At 60.9% G+C, this 13,286-nt stretch carries 14 protein-coding genes and 1 pseudogene; 6 read left to right on the forward strand and 9 right to left on the reverse strand.

Annotated features, from left to right (window positions below; translation table 11 throughout):
- Positions 1-100: 100 nt before the first annotated feature.
- Together dctA and JWU58_RS16090 are read right to left on the reverse strand one after the other, a co-directional pair.
- Entirely contained in the window at positions 101-1,408 is a 1,308-nt protein-coding gene (gene dctA, locus JWU58_RS16085) for a C4-dicarboxylate transporter DctA (protein ID WP_125926098.1), read from the reverse strand.
- Positions 1,409-1,511: 103 nt separating this feature from the next.
- Positions 1,512-2,681, reverse strand: a complete 1,170-nt coding sequence (locus JWU58_RS16090; protein ID WP_024012582.1) for a mandelate racemase/muconate lactonizing enzyme family protein — start codon at positions 2,679-2,681, stop codon at positions 1,512-1,514.
- Positions 2,682-2,779: 98 nt separating this feature from the next.
- On the opposite strand from JWU58_RS16090, the gene JWU58_RS16095 reads away from it, so the two are divergent.
- A complete protein-coding gene (locus JWU58_RS16095) occupies positions 2,780-3,655 on the forward strand; it encodes a LysR family transcriptional regulator (protein WP_206420525.1) in 876 nt (291 codons plus the stop codon).
- Between the two features lie 26 nt (positions 3,656-3,681).
- On the opposite strand, the gene JWU58_RS16100 is transcribed toward JWU58_RS16095, so the two are convergent.
- Entirely contained in the window at positions 3,682-5,091 is a 1,410-nt protein-coding gene (locus tag JWU58_RS16100; RefSeq protein WP_206420526.1) for a DUF1254 domain-containing protein, read from the reverse strand.
- A gap of 327 nt (positions 5,092-5,418) precedes the next feature.
- Between JWU58_RS16100 and JWU58_RS27325 the strand changes: the two are divergent.
- A pseudogene (locus tag JWU58_RS27325) lies at positions 5,419-5,574 on the forward strand (GlxA family transcriptional regulator); the annotation flags it as partial.
- Positions 5,575-5,799: 225 nt separating this feature from the next.
- Here JWU58_RS27325 and JWU58_RS16110 read toward each other — a convergent pair.
- Positions 5,800-6,768 (reverse strand): oxidoreductase, encoded by a 969-nt coding sequence (locus tag JWU58_RS16110; RefSeq protein ID WP_206420527.1) that lies wholly within the window; start codon positions 6,766-6,768, stop codon positions 5,800-5,802.
- An 88-nt stretch (positions 6,769-6,856) separates the two neighbouring features.
- Here JWU58_RS16110 and JWU58_RS16115 point away from each other — a divergent pair, with 88 nt between their 5' ends.
- Both JWU58_RS16115 and JWU58_RS16120 read left to right on the forward strand, forming a co-directional pair.
- Positions 6,857-7,777 carry an AraC family transcriptional regulator gene (locus JWU58_RS16115; RefSeq protein ID WP_241196130.1) on the forward strand — a complete coding sequence of 307 codons (921 nt, stop codon included), beginning with the start codon at positions 6,857-6,859 and terminating at the stop codon, positions 7,775-7,777.
- A gap of 51 nt (positions 7,778-7,828) precedes the next feature.
- Complete coding sequence (locus JWU58_RS16120; RefSeq protein ID WP_206420528.1) at positions 7,829-8,281, forward strand: thiol-disulfide oxidoreductase DCC family protein; 453 nt, start codon at positions 7,829-7,831, stop codon at positions 8,279-8,281.
- Here JWU58_RS16120 and JWU58_RS16125 read toward each other — a convergent pair.
- Positions 8,264-8,761, reverse strand: a complete 498-nt coding sequence (locus tag JWU58_RS16125; protein ID WP_125915993.1) for a DUF2269 family protein — start codon at positions 8,759-8,761, stop codon at positions 8,264-8,266. The genes JWU58_RS16120 and JWU58_RS16125 overlap by 18 nt on opposite strands.
- Position 8,762: 1 nt before the next feature.
- Complete coding sequence (locus JWU58_RS16130; protein WP_206420529.1) at positions 8,763-9,890, reverse strand: saccharopine dehydrogenase family protein; 1,128 nt, start codon at positions 9,888-9,890, stop codon at positions 8,763-8,765.
- Between the two features lie 171 nt (positions 9,891-10,061).
- Here JWU58_RS16130 and JWU58_RS16135 point away from each other — a divergent pair, with 171 nt between their 5' ends.
- The gene (locus tag JWU58_RS16135) at positions 10,062-10,277 is read left to right on the forward strand and encodes a PLD nuclease N-terminal domain-containing protein (RefSeq protein WP_016774306.1); all 216 of its coding nucleotides are present in this window, start codon (positions 10,062-10,064) and stop codon (positions 10,275-10,277) included.
- Between the two features lie 19 nt (positions 10,278-10,296).
- On the opposite strand, the gene JWU58_RS16140 is transcribed toward JWU58_RS16135, so the two are convergent.
- Positions 10,297-10,452 (reverse strand): hypothetical protein, encoded by a 156-nt coding sequence (locus JWU58_RS16140; RefSeq protein WP_181424103.1) that lies wholly within the window; start codon positions 10,450-10,452, stop codon positions 10,297-10,299.
- 81 nt (positions 10,453-10,533) lie between these two features.
- On the opposite strand from JWU58_RS16140, the gene JWU58_RS16145 reads away from it, so the two are divergent.
- On the forward strand, positions 10,534-11,010 hold the full coding sequence (locus JWU58_RS16145; RefSeq protein ID WP_024012575.1) for a hemerythrin domain-containing protein: 477 nt from the start codon (positions 10,534-10,536) through the stop codon (positions 11,008-11,010).
- A gap of 371 nt (positions 11,011-11,381) precedes the next feature.
- On the opposite strand, the gene JWU58_RS16150 is transcribed toward JWU58_RS16145, so the two are convergent.
- Both JWU58_RS16150 and JWU58_RS16155 read right to left on the reverse strand, forming a co-directional pair.
- Positions 11,382-12,308: a LysR family transcriptional regulator gene (locus tag JWU58_RS16150; RefSeq protein ID WP_024012574.1), complete on the reverse strand. Its 927-nt coding sequence runs from the start codon at positions 12,306-12,308 to the stop codon at positions 11,382-11,384.
- Complete coding sequence (locus JWU58_RS16155) at positions 12,305-13,279, reverse strand: quinone oxidoreductase family protein (protein ID WP_206420530.1); 975 nt, start codon at positions 13,277-13,279, stop codon at positions 12,305-12,307. The genes JWU58_RS16150 and JWU58_RS16155 overlap by 4 nt, the downstream gene beginning before the upstream one ends.
- Positions 13,280-13,286: the final 7 nt, after the last annotated feature.

The raw sequence follows: 13,286 nt of genomic DNA on the forward strand, positions 1-13,286 counted from the left end.
CCTCTGTCAGCGATCCAGATCGCCAACAGAGGGATGACTTCAGCGGTCGACGTGATGTGCTGTGCCCTTCCATAGCGTGGCGAGCGGCAAACGTCGCGAATTACTTATGCGCCAGCAACGATTTACGTTCGGCCTTGGCGTGTTTCATGGCAGCGATTTCCCGCTCGCACGCTTCGACATCGAAGGAGTTGTCCCATTTGGCGATGGCGATGGTGCCGATGCCGTTGCCGATCAGGTTGGTCACCGCTCGCGCCTCGTTGAGGAAGCGGTCGATGCCCAACAGCAACACCAAGCCCACCAGAGGTATCGAGTGAATGGTGGTGAGCGTGGCCGCCAAGGTCACGAACCCTGCTCCCGCCACACCGGCCGAGCCCTTGGACGTCAGCAGGAACACGCCGAGCAGGATCATCTGATCCATGAAGGTCAGCGGCGTGTTGGTCGCCTGGGCGATGAAGATCGCCGCCATGGTCAGGTAAATGCAGGTGCCGTCCGCGTTGAAGGTGTAGCCCGTCGGCAGGACCATGCCGACCACGGATTTCTTGCAGCCGAGCTTTTCCAGTTTGACCATCATTCGCGGCAGCACCGCTTCGGTCGAACAGGTGCCCAGGGTGATCAGGATTTCATCTTTGAAATAACGCAGAAACTGCATCAGCGGCATGCCCGACCATCGCGCCACCGCCCCCAAAACAACGACGATGAAAATCAGCGTGGTGATGTACAGCGCGACCAGCAACTGCCCCAGCGACAGCAGAGTGCCGATGCCGTATTTACCGATAGTGAACGCCATGCCAGCCCCCGCGCCCAACGGCGCCAGACGCATGACCATCGCGACGATTTTGAACAGACCTTGCAGGAACAGATCGATGGTGTTGATCAGCGGTTTGCTGGTTTCGCCCATTTGCACCAAGGCGACGCCCATCAGCACCGACAACAGAATCACTTGCAGCATGACGCCATTGGAGAAAGCGCCGAGGAAGGTGTGCGGAATGATATTGAGGAAGAATTCGACGAGGCCGCCCTGCTCGCTCGCCGCCTGGCTGTATTTGTTGACAGCGCTGCCATCGAGGGTACCGGCGTTGATGTTCATGCCGGCGCCGGGCTTGACCACGTTGACTACGATCAGGCCGACCACCAGAGCGATGGTGGAAAGAATCTCGAAGTAGATCAGCGCTTTCACACCGATGCGGCCGACCTCCTTGATGCTGCCCATCTTGGCGATACCGACCACCACCGTGCCGAAAATGATCGGCGCCAGGAGCATCTTGATCAGCTTGATGAAACCGTCGGCAAACGGCTGCAGCTTGGCGCCGATGTCGGGCACGAAGTATCCGATGGCAGCGCCGATGACGATGCCGATCAGCACTTGCACATAGAGCTGGCTGTACCAGCGTGATTTTGAAGTTTCCACGGAAGCACCTCATTTTATTGTTGTGGTGGGCATGTGGCTTTGGCGTCGAGGATGACGCCTGAAGCTGCGGCCTCGGCAAAACGAGGCCGCAGGTGAAACCGAATCAGCCCTCGCCCAGTTCGCGCATGACGGCATACAGCGCAGATTTGGCTTCGAAGCCGACACCCGGGATATCCGGCAGCCCGACGTAGCCGTTTTCCACGCGAATGCCATCGGCAAACCCGCCGAATGGCTGGAACACGTCCGGGTACGATTCGTTGCCGCCCAAGTGCAGACCGGCGGCGATGTTCAACGACATCTGGTGACCACCATGCGGCACCACGCGGCGCGAAGACCAACCCAGCTCTTCCATCACTTTCAGCGTGCGCATGTACTCGACGAGACCGTAGGACAGCGCGCAGTCGAATTGCAGGTAGTCGCGGTCAGGGCGCATGCCGCCGTGGCGCAACAGGTTGCGGGCATCCTGGTGAGAGAACAGGTTTTCGCCGGTGGCCATCGGCAGTTCGTAGTGATTGGCCAACTCAGCCTGGAGCGCATAATCCAGCGGGTCGCCGACTTCTTCGTACCAGAACAGGTTGTACTTCTTGATCGCTTCGGCGTAGGCGATACCGGTCTGCAGATCGAAGCGGCCGTTGGCGTCGACCGCCAGGCGCTGGCCGTCGCCCACCACTTCGAGCACCGCTTCGATGCGGCGGATATCTTCGTCCAGCGGCACCGCGCCAATCTTCATCTTGACCACGTCATAGCCACGATCCAGATAGCTCTGCATTTCGGCCTTGAGCTTGCTCTGGTCCTTGCCTGGGTAGTAATAACCGCCCGCCGCGTAAACCCAGACTTTGTCATCGGCGACGCCGTTGCGATAACGATCGGCAAGCAGGCGATACAGCGGCTTGCCTTCGATCTTCGCCACCGCATCCCACACCGCCATATCGATGGTGCCGACCGCTACCGAACGCTCGCCATGCCCGCCTGGTTTTTCGTTGGTCATCAGGGTTTTCCAGATGGCGAACGGATCGAGGTTATTGTTCTCGTGATCGATCAGGGTTTCCGGGTCGGCTTCAGTGATCCGCGCCAGAAAACGGTCGCGCATCAACGCGCCCTGGCCGTAGCGACCGTTGGAGTTGAAGCCGTAACCGATGACCGGTTTGCCGTCGCGAATCACGTCGGTAATGACCGCGACGACCGAGCAGGTCATCTTCGAAAAATCGATGTAGGCATTGGCGATCGGGGAAGCAATGGAGACGGTTTTTTCACGGATATCGACGATACGCATGACGGGTTCCTCTTGTTGTGGTGACCCAACGTTATGCTTTGCGACGACACCCGCCCAATGCTATTAATGCCGCGCCCTATGCACAGGAGGCATTGCCCTTGGAACTGGTTTGGCTTGAGGATTTTTCAGCACTGGCCGAGTACGGCAGCTTTGTCCGGGCCGCCGAAGCGCGCCATGTGACGCAGCCGGCGTTCAGTCGCCGAGTGCGCTCGCTGGAGACCTGGATGGGTGTCGAGTTGTTCGTGCGCACCCCGCAAGGCGCGACGTTGACCGAGGCCGGCAGGCAGATTTTGCACAGCGCCCAGGAAGCGGCCAGACGCCTTTACCGCATGCGCTCCGAGGCCCAGGAAGTGGCTGGCATGGCGGCGAAAACCTTGCAGTTCGCCGCCACTCATTCGCTGTCATTCACCTTCTTCCCACGCTGGTTGCGCAGCGCCGAAAGTGGCGCGCCGATCGATGCGGTTCGCCTGCATTCCGACAGCATGGCCGTGTGCGAACAGATGCTGATTCATGGCCAGGTGCAGTTCCTGCTGTGCCACCGCCACCCCGACGTTCCGCCGTTACTGGCGCCGGATCAGTTCATTGGCAAGAAGGTTGGCGAGGACGTACTTGTGCCGCTGGCGAGTGCTTCAGCACAGTTCGGCACGTCGCCTGAAACCCTGCCCTATCTGGCCTACACCCACGAATCGGGCCTGGGCCGAATCGTCGCCCACAGGTTGCATGGCAAGGCTGATTATCTGCACCTTAAACCGCTGTTCAGCAGCCACTTGGCCGCAGTGCTGATGTCGATGGCGCTGGAAAGCAAAGGCGTGGCCTGGCTGCCGAAAAGCCTGACCGAACAGGAAATGGCTGACGGGCGTCTGGTCAGGGCACTGGATGAAAGTTGGGATATTCCACTGGAAATCCACCTGACTCGCCCGACGGCACCGATCAGCCCTTCGGCGGAGGAATTCTGGGCGAAGCTGGGCGGCTGACACCGCTAGCGATAACGGGCAGATGCTCAATCCACCCGGTTCAACTGCGGTAGCTTCCATTTATCGGACAGCACATCTTCCCTGGGCTGATACAGGCGCAACAGCACATAAAAGCCGCCCTTGGGCGCCGGCAACCAGTTGGCTGCGTGCTCGCCTGTTGGCTTGTCATGCGAGATCGGAATGGTGATCGAGCCGTCTGCGGCGACCTTCAGGCCTTGGGTATCGGTGCCGACCTTGTAGCGGTTGATCGGGTTGTCGACGAGCATTTTGTCGTTGGCGTTGTACATGGTCAGTGACCAGAAGGCGTCGACCGGCGGCGCAGAGGCCAGCTTGATTTCGTAGCGATGAGCCCCTGTGAGCGGCTGATTCTTGCTATCGGTGAAGCGGATCGGGTACATCGCTTCGCGTTCACCCTGGCCGCCGAGATAAGGCCCCGCGACCATCGCGCGCAATGGGTAGTTGTAGCCGAAGCTGTCGAGACCGGTCACCCAGTTCCAGCCGTTGCGGATCGACGAAGTGCTGGCCAGCGAGGCAATGGCCACGTACGGCGCGACCTTCAAACCTTCTTCCAGGCCTTTGCGCGTGGCCGGATCGAGTTTTTCCGGCGAGAAGCCTTTGTCGGTCAGACCGATACGGGCGAACTGGGCAAACAACGCCGCGTCGGCCGGCTTCACCGGGTTATCCTTCAATGCCGCGGCCAGTTCCGTGAAGAAGCCCAGCGAATCGTCCGTCTGCGGTAATGCCGGCAGGGTCTCGGCAGCCGGTGCCTTGCCGCTGAGGGGCGCGACACTGAACTGCTTCTGCAACGCCAGAATCGGTGCAACGTCTTCGCCCTGCTTGACCTGCATGCGGCCCCATAACCAGATTTTTCCGGTCGAAACGTCAAGGCGCTTGGCATCCTTGGGCAACTCGCCTGTCCAGCCCGGCGGCACCAGCACAAACTTGCCGGCCTGGGTGCCCGTAGTGCGCCGCCCGACGTAGTGCTCCAGTTCCTGCCACATGTTAAACACATCGACCACGTAATAACGGTCCTGCGTATCAGGCACGCTGAGTACGTAGGGCTCGGTCAGGTCGAGCACGGCGCTCATGTAATAGGTGTCGTTGTTGGCGGTGGGCATGTCCTTGGCCGACGGTGAGGCCAAGGCTGTGGCCCAGCCGATCTGATTAAGACCGGCGCGATAACTGGTGGCGGGCTTGGGACTCGGAACGCTGGTGTACTCGCGCGCTACCCGTTCCATGCGCACCAGCGGATAACCCCAGTTGTAAGCCGAAATCGCCAGGCTATAGCCATCGGCGTGCATGCCTTTTTCGACAGCGTCGGGTGTCGCCGGCGTGCTCAGCAGCAAATCCGGTGCCGCGGCCTGCGCCGGCATCACGCCGCCCAGTGCAACACAGAGTGGCAGGGCACAAAACAGCAGCTTGCGAGGTGGGGACATGATCAGAATCCTTTCACGGAGATCGACGTGCCGAAAACCGGCCGATTGACTGGAGGCGTGAAAGAACCGTAGGCACAGAGTCGGGAGCCGTCAAACTGATGCGCGGGAATATTCATGTGGGCAACAGCTGGATGGCCGGATCGAAAAGCCGCCCCGTTCAGAGGCGGCCGGGCCGGATCAAAACTCCAGCGAAGCGCCGTCCGACGGGATGTCCACCCGGCTCTCGATGCCGTGCTTTTGCACATAGCTGCGCAGCTCGTCACGGGTCAACGACATGTGGTTGATCGCGTCCATGTGCACGGCGACGATCTTCGCGTTGCTGGAGACACGAATTTGCCGGTTGAATGCATTGCCGGGGAAGCCGGGTTTGGCACGCCGCTGTCGTTGCGGCAGCAGTTTGCGGCGCACTTGGGGACGTCGCCTTCGGATTATCGAAAGATGTTTTGTCTTGGGGTGAAGCGCGAAGGCGGTGCACGGGCGTGACGAGCACTTTTTGGGGTCGACTTGATTCCGGCGGCGCGGCAGCCCCTCATCGGAACGCGGCCCGCCCAGCCCTCTCCCGAGGGAGAGGGCGCCGATTTGGGTGCTGTTCAAAACCTGAGTTCGTCCCGGTATTTCAGGTCGGCGAATTTCTACTGAACACCTCGGTCAGTCCCCTCTCCCCCCGGGAGAGGGTTAGGGTGAGGGGCTTTTGGCCTTTGACTCGATTTATGCGACCGTGAGCCCCGTCCGTAGCTCCGAAACCGCCCACAGTCGCTCAGCCAGCTCAGCATCCGCCGCCCATTTCGCAACACCCTTGCGGCCTGCTTCCGGTTCATTGACCGGCGCAAGATTGCAGTCTTCGCAATACACGCCGCCCAAATCCGCAAGCAATGCACTGGTCGCGCACCACAGCCCCGTTGCGGCGCCCTGCTCCAGCGTTTTCAGCCCATTCTGCGCATCGAGCCGTGGCCGACCCTGCTCATCCAGCGCGTCGAATGCGGCAAGTTCCGCTGTGCTGAGGTGCCGTGCCAGATCCGTCAGAATCTGCCCGGGATGCAACGAGAATGCGCGGACGCCATGGCTACGCCCACGCTGATCCAGTGCAATCGCGAACAAGGCATTGGCCGTTTTCGACTGGCCATAGGCGACCCATTTGTCATACGGCCGTTGCAGGAAATCGATGTCGGCAAAGTCCATCCCGGCAATCTGATGCCCGCGCGAGGACACCGACAGCACCCGCGCCTGTCCAGCCTTGACCAGCGCGGGCCAGAGGCCGCAGGTCAGGCGGTAATGACCGAGATGGTTGGTCGCGAACTGGCTTTCATGGCCATCGGCATCGCGCAGCAACGGCGCGGCCATGATTCCTGCGCAGTTGATCAGCAATGACACTGGCTGACCCGCGCTGACCACGCTGTGGCTGAACGCCGCCACCGACTCGGCCTGCATGAGGTCCATGGGCATCACGCGGACACCGTCCACTCCAGCCAATGCAGCCTCAGCTCGCGCGGTATCTCTGGCCGGCACGATAATTTGCGCCCCTGCCGCCGCGAGGCTTTTTACCGTCAGCAGACCGAGGCCGGAATAGCCGCCGGTGACCACAGCGAGTTGCCCGCGCAGATCGATGCCGGCCATGACTTCAGCCGCTGTGCTGGCGGCGTTGAACGATGATTGCACAGGTTGTTGGAACGTAGCCATGAGCCTTAATCCTGAGTGAGCTATCGAAGGCCTTCATTCTTGGCTAAGCTCTCGGGACGAACCACTCTGATAAATCCAGGTTTCTGTCGTGATCATCCAAAATCCTGCTGGCGACCCACTCTCTGCCGTATTGGCACTCTCGGAACTGCGCGCAGCCTGCTCGGTTCGCTTACAAGCGGGCGGTGTCTGGGCGCTACGCTTTCAACCCATCGAACTGAAATTCAACGTTGTGCGACGAGGCGAATGCTGGCTGCGCATGCAAGGCGTGCCGGCGCGCCTGTTGCAGGCCGGCGACTGTTTTGTGGTGTCGCGCACGCCGTTCATTCTGGCCAGCGGCGCCGACGTCGAGGCGGTGAATGCAGCGGAGGTTTTCGCCCATGACGAAGCCTCGGCGACCTTTGGCGTCGGCGAGGAAGTCGAGTTGCTGGGCGGCAGCGTGTCGCTGTCGGGACCCGGCGCAACTGAACTGCTCGACGTGCTGCCGACCTCGCTGATCATTCATGCCGAAACCGCAGGCGCCTCGTCGTTCGGTTGGCTGCTTGATGAACTGGGCCGCGAGTGGCCGTCACATCAGGCCGGCTCGCAGGCGATGTGCAACGACCTGCTGCGGCTGATCTTCATCCATGCGCTGCGCCATCACATCAACAGCGCGGATGCCGAACAACTGGCCTGGCTGGGCGGACTGCGGGAACCGGCGATTGCCGGCGTGTTGCGCGCCGTTCACGCTGCTCCGGAAAAGGCCTGGCGACTGACGCAAATGGCCGAGATGGCCTGCATGTCGCGATCGGGTTTCGCCGCGTTATTCAAAACTTGCATGGGTGTAGCGCCGGTCGAGTACGCCATGCGCTGGCGGATGCGCGTGGCCGCGTTCCGCTTGCGCAATGGCCGGGACAATGTGGCCACTGTCGCCGCGTCACTGGGCTATCTGTCCGACGCGGCGTTTGGCGCTGCATTCCGCCGCGTGCACGGAATATCGCCGGGGCAATACCGGCGCGATCCACTCTTATAGTCCGGTGATCAAGGTTATGATCGCGACAACCGCCGCCAAGGACATCCGCCGATGCCTGCCATGAAAACCCGCCCCACCTCCGCGCCATTGCTCCAGCCCGGCGAAACCGTGGTGCTGTTCGACGGCGTGTGCAAACTGTGCAACGGCTGGGCGCGTTTTCTGATTCGGTATGACCGTCAGCGCCATGTGCGGCTGGCAACCGTGCAATCGCCCGAGGGCCAGGCCTTGCTGGCGTGGGCCGGTTTGCCGCTGGACGAGTTCGACACCATGGCGGTGATCCGCGACCGCAATTATTGGGAACGCTCGGATGCATTCCTTGAAGTGGTCGGGCAACTGCCAATGCGCTGGCAGCCGCTGAAACTGCTGCGCATCTTCCCGCGTCGTCTGCGCGACTGGGCTTACGATCGCATCGCGCTGAACCGCTATCGGCTGTTCGGCAAGTACGACACTTGTCTGCTGCCGACTGCGGATCACGAAAGCCGTTTTCTAAAAGCCCACGGCTGACCCGATCAGTTGCAGCGGCGTCATCTTCGTCACCATCATCAGCACGATGACAAACATTCCGGCGAACCCGGCGACGCCCATCCAGAACCACCAGCGGTACGTGCTCGCGTAGCGATCATCCAGAGGCAGGCTACCTTCGCCCGCGCTCAGCGCCATGCTCTGCAAACGCTTTTGCAATACCAGCACCGGCAGCCACAACGCGCCGATACAGAAGAAAATGATCAGCGAAGTCAGCAGCCATTCGGTGCTCATCGAAAGCCCCGAGAGCCGCATCAGCAGATAGCCGGTAACAACCTGCACAAACCCGGCCGGCGTGGTGATCCACGTATCAAAGCGCACCACCATTCGTGCGACATGGGCGATCACTTGCGGGTTGCCGCTGCGGCTGGCGGCGATCAGGTAGAGGTAGGAGCCCATGCCGAAACCAAAGAGGAAAATCGCCGCAATGACGTGCAGGTACTTCAGGCAGAGATAGAGCATCTCAACGCTGCCCTTCGGCGAACTGAACCGAAAGGCTCAGATTGGCCGGATCGTTGATCGCCGCCAGATATTCATCGACGCTGATTTCGCCAACACACGGCCGCGCGCCGGCCTGCGGCACATAACCCCGAGCCATTTTGGTTGCGAGAGCGACGGCGGCGCAGCTGGGGATTTCCGGGCCTTTGTCATTCAGTGCGGTGAGTTGCGCGGTCATGCTCAGCGGCTGGTCGTCAACTCCGATGCCTTGAACATCGATGTACATCGCGCTTTTGCCGTCACCGAAGCGTTCGAACCGCGTTCCCAGTCGATGCAGGCGCGCCGCCCAGCGCACATGATCGCGCACCAGACCAAAGCGCAAGGCTTGCGCCAGCAAAGCATTGGCGACACCGCCGATTTTCAGTCCGGCGCCAGCCTTGAAGCGCAGCGTCTGTGCGCCATAGCGGCGAGCGAAAATATCCATGTCCGGCACATCGACATTGGCCAGCACCCGCGTGCCCAGTTGCGGCATCGTGCGCAAAGTCAGATCGAGCCAGCCCAGCACTTCGTGTACCTGGCCGTTCTTCAACTGGCTGATCGGTTTGCCGGCATAGGCGAGCACGCCTTCGACCGTGGACAGCCCCGGCATTTTTGCCGAGGAAGAAATGCCATGCTCGATCGAGTCGATTCGCACAAAACGTGAGCGCTGCTGATCGATGATCGCCGAAGACAAGGTCGGCACCGAACTGCAACCGCTGAGCACGGCCACACCCGCCTCCCTGGCGCGGGCGTCGAGCACATCGATGCCGTTGACGAAGGTGCGGCAGTCAGCCAGATCGCAGTAATTGACCCCGGCATCGATGCAGCTTTCAGCAACTGCGTAGGATTGCCCCTGAAACGGCCCGCCGGTGTGCACCACCAACTGAATATTCAACTCTCGCAACGCCGCTTGAAAATCCGCGCCCATCGCATCACCGCACCAGCCTTCCCAAGCTCGGCCCGACTGCGCTTGCAGCTCAGCGACCTTGCGTTGCAACTTGCGCGCATCGCGGCCCGACAACAGCAGTTCAACCTCTGGCATCTGCGCCAGATGCCGACAAACGATACTGCCGAAATTGCCGTAACCACCGACGACCATCACCCTGAATGCCATTGCCCTGTCCCTGTTCCAGCCCAAACGTGTGGCGCAGAGGATATAGGGCGCAGCGGCGACCAGACATCTATTTTGCAACCGGGTATCACCGCGTCCGCTTGTCCCAGGCAAAAAGAATGAACCCAACGCCCCTCTCGTCGCCTAACGCACAGACCATCAGGAGTTAAGCCTATGCAAATCGAAACCGTGTGGATCGTATTGGCGGTCATTCTCGTGCTGATCGAGCTTTGGGCCATCAACCGGGTGCGTAAAAGCGAGGGGAAATCGAGCAATAAAGGCGTGTGGATCGTGCTGATCGTGTTCGTGCCGCTGTTCGGCCTGATCGCTTGGGCGTTGGCGGGGCCCAAGCATATCGGTCGCGGCTCGCCTTCCCAGGCCAGCCGCTAAGCAAGGACGCAGGCCCGTCTCAAGCATCACCCACAGCCCGGCTTTTGCCGGGCTTGTTATATGCAATGCCCGCCGCGCGGATTTCTTGCAGGCTGCACGAAAGCATTGTGCCTGCTTCGATGCCAGCCCTTGATTTAGAAGGGTTGCGCTTGATCGGCGAGTTGGCATGAGTCATGCGATAGCCTCTTCCTGAATACACAGCAGCGCGAAAAAAAGAACGCTGTGTTCAATCCGTGAAAAGCAGAGGCCTCAAAAAATGAATGCCATCGACCTTCTCAAAGCCGACCATGAAAAAGTCAAAGCCATCCTCAGCCAACTGAGTGAGTCCACCGACCGCGCGCTGAAAAAACGCGTCGAGTTGCTGGGCAAACTGGAAATGGAAATCACCATCCACACCCGCCTCGAAGAAGAGATTCTCTATCCTGCGTTCAAGGAAGCCGGCAGCAAGGAAGAAGACATCATGTATTACGAAGCCAAGGAAGAGCACCGCACCGTGGATTCGCTGGTACTGCCTGATCTGAAAGAAACCGATCCAGGCACCCCGGAATTTGCTGGTCGGGTCAAAGTGGTCAAGGAACTGCTGGAGCACCACATCGAAGAGGAAGAACAGGAAATGTTCCCGAAAGCGCAGAAGCTTCTGGGCAAGGCGAAGCTCGAGGAACTGGGCGCACAGATGGAAGCGATGAAGGCGAGCCACAAAAAGGAAATGGCGGCCAACAAAATCGCCGCTTGAAGTGCTGAAGACACCGAAGCCCGGCAGCGATGCCGGGCTTTTTTTGTGCGCCCAAACTGGCCCTCGCTCCTACATTGGATATACGTGCGTTCGGAAATTCCTGAACAAGCCACGAAACCTGTGGGAGCGAGCCTGCTCGCGAAGGCGTCAGGTCAGCCACATCATCTTGACTGACCCTCCGCTTTCGCGAGCAGGCTCGCTCCCACATTGGATATACGTATGTTCGGCAATTCCTGAGCAAGCCACGAAACCTGTGGGAGCGAGCCTGCTCGCGAAGGCGTCAGGTCAACCAGATCATCCATGACTGACACTGCGCTTTCGCGAGCAGGCTCGCTCCCACGGGGCAGTGTCGGTCTTGATGCAGGTTGTGCTCAAACCGCCCAAGGTGGTCCGGTCTCGAATTTCGCTTCGATCCACTCCTTGAACGCCACCACCGCCGCCGCTGGAAACCGCGATGACGGCCTGACCAGATAGACGCCGCCCGCCGAATCCAGATGCCAGTCGGGCAGCACGCGAATCAGCCGCCCTGCCGCCAGATCGCGGCTCATCAGCCAGTCGCCGGCACCGAGTATGCCGGCGTCGGCGCGGGCGGCGGCGAGCAGGGATTCGCTGTCGCTAGCGGTCAGGTTGCCGTGTGGCGTAATGGTCTGCACTTCGTTGCCGCGATGCAGTCGCCACAGCGGGAACGACGCCAGCCCGCTGAAGCGCAGGCAATTGTGTTGCAGCAGATCCTGCGGGGTTTGCGGCATGCCGTGGGCCTCGATGTAGGCCGGCGATGCGCAGAGAATCCGACGATGGTCACTGAGCTTTTTTGCAATCAGGCGATTGTCATCAAGCTCGCCGATGCGAATAGCCGCGTCGAAGCCCTGCTCGATGATGTCGACCAGGCCTTCGCTGTAATCGGCGACCAGCGAGACCTGCGGGTGAGCCTTGAGAAATTCCGGCAGCAGCGGCCCCAGCCATAACCGCCCCATCGCCGCTGGCAACGCCAGGCGCAGGGTGCCGCGTACTTCGCTGGCACCCTGCACCGCTTGCTGCTGCGCTTCGTTCATCAACTCGACGGCCGCGCGCAGACGCTGTTCGAGTTGCAGGCCAGCCTCGGTGATACGCACGTGTCGCGTCGAGCGCTCCACCAGGCGCACGCCGAGTCGCTTCTCCATCGCCGCGAGGCGCTTGGAAACGATGGTCGGATGGCGCTGCAACAAACGCCCCGCCGCGACAAACGAGCCTTGCGCGGCGACGGCGAGGAAAGCAGCGATTTCATCGCTGTGCGGGTTGCTCAGAACATCCAGATTCATGGTTTTAAAATGATCGCCCCTGATGATCGGCCCGATTCAAGATCGGCGTGCGCTTGTTCCGCGTCAGCCAATGAATAACGCGCGCGGATTCGCGGCGTGATGATACCGGCGGCAACAGCGGCCAGCACATCTTGCGCGCGCTCCTGGTATTCAGCTGTCGTGGCGGTGTGCGCGGCCAGCGACGGACGGGTCAGGAACAGCGAGCCCTTGGCGTTCAGCGTGGCCATTTCCACCGCTGCCGGCGCGCCGGTCTGCGCGCCGAACGAGACCATCAATCCGCGTGGGCGCAAGCTGTCCAGCGAGGCCTGAAAAGACACCCGACCAATCGGGTCATATACCACATCGACCTTGCGCCCCTGGGTGATACGCACCACATCGGCGGCGAGAGTCTCGGCATCGAACACCAGTACTTCGTCACAACCGGACGCGCGCGCCTTGTCGACACTGGCCTGCTTCGACACCACACCGATCACCGTTGCGCCAAGGTGTTTGGCCCACGGCACCATGATTTCCCCCAGACCTCCCGCGACACCGTAAAGCAGCATCGTCGTGCCCGGCCCGACCGGATAAGTCGCCTTCAGCAGATACTGCGCGGTGATGCCTTTGAACAACACCGCCGCCGCGTCTTCGAACGACAACTCTTCGGGAATCTTCACCAGACGCTCTGCCGGAAACAGCCGCGCCGAGGCGTAACCGCCCAAGGGCCCGGTGGCGTAAGCGACCCGATCACCGACGCGCACATTGCTCACACCGGCACCGACCGCCGCCACCCGACCCGCGCCTTCCAGCCCCAGCCCCGACGGCAACGCCACCGGTACCGCACCTTTGCGCTGGCTGACATCCAGGTAATTGACGCCCACCGCCGCTTGCTCCAGCCAGACCTCGCCGAGCCCAGGGGTTTGCTCGCTGACAGTGTGCAGTTGCAGGACGTCCGGTGCGCCGGTTTCGGTGAAGCGAATTGCGTTGGCCATGGTCATC

The sequence above is a fragment of the Pseudomonas atacamensis genome (genome assembly GCF_017167965.1).
GTDB lineage: Bacteria > Pseudomonadota > Gammaproteobacteria > Pseudomonadales > Pseudomonadaceae > Aquipseudomonas > Aquipseudomonas atacamensis.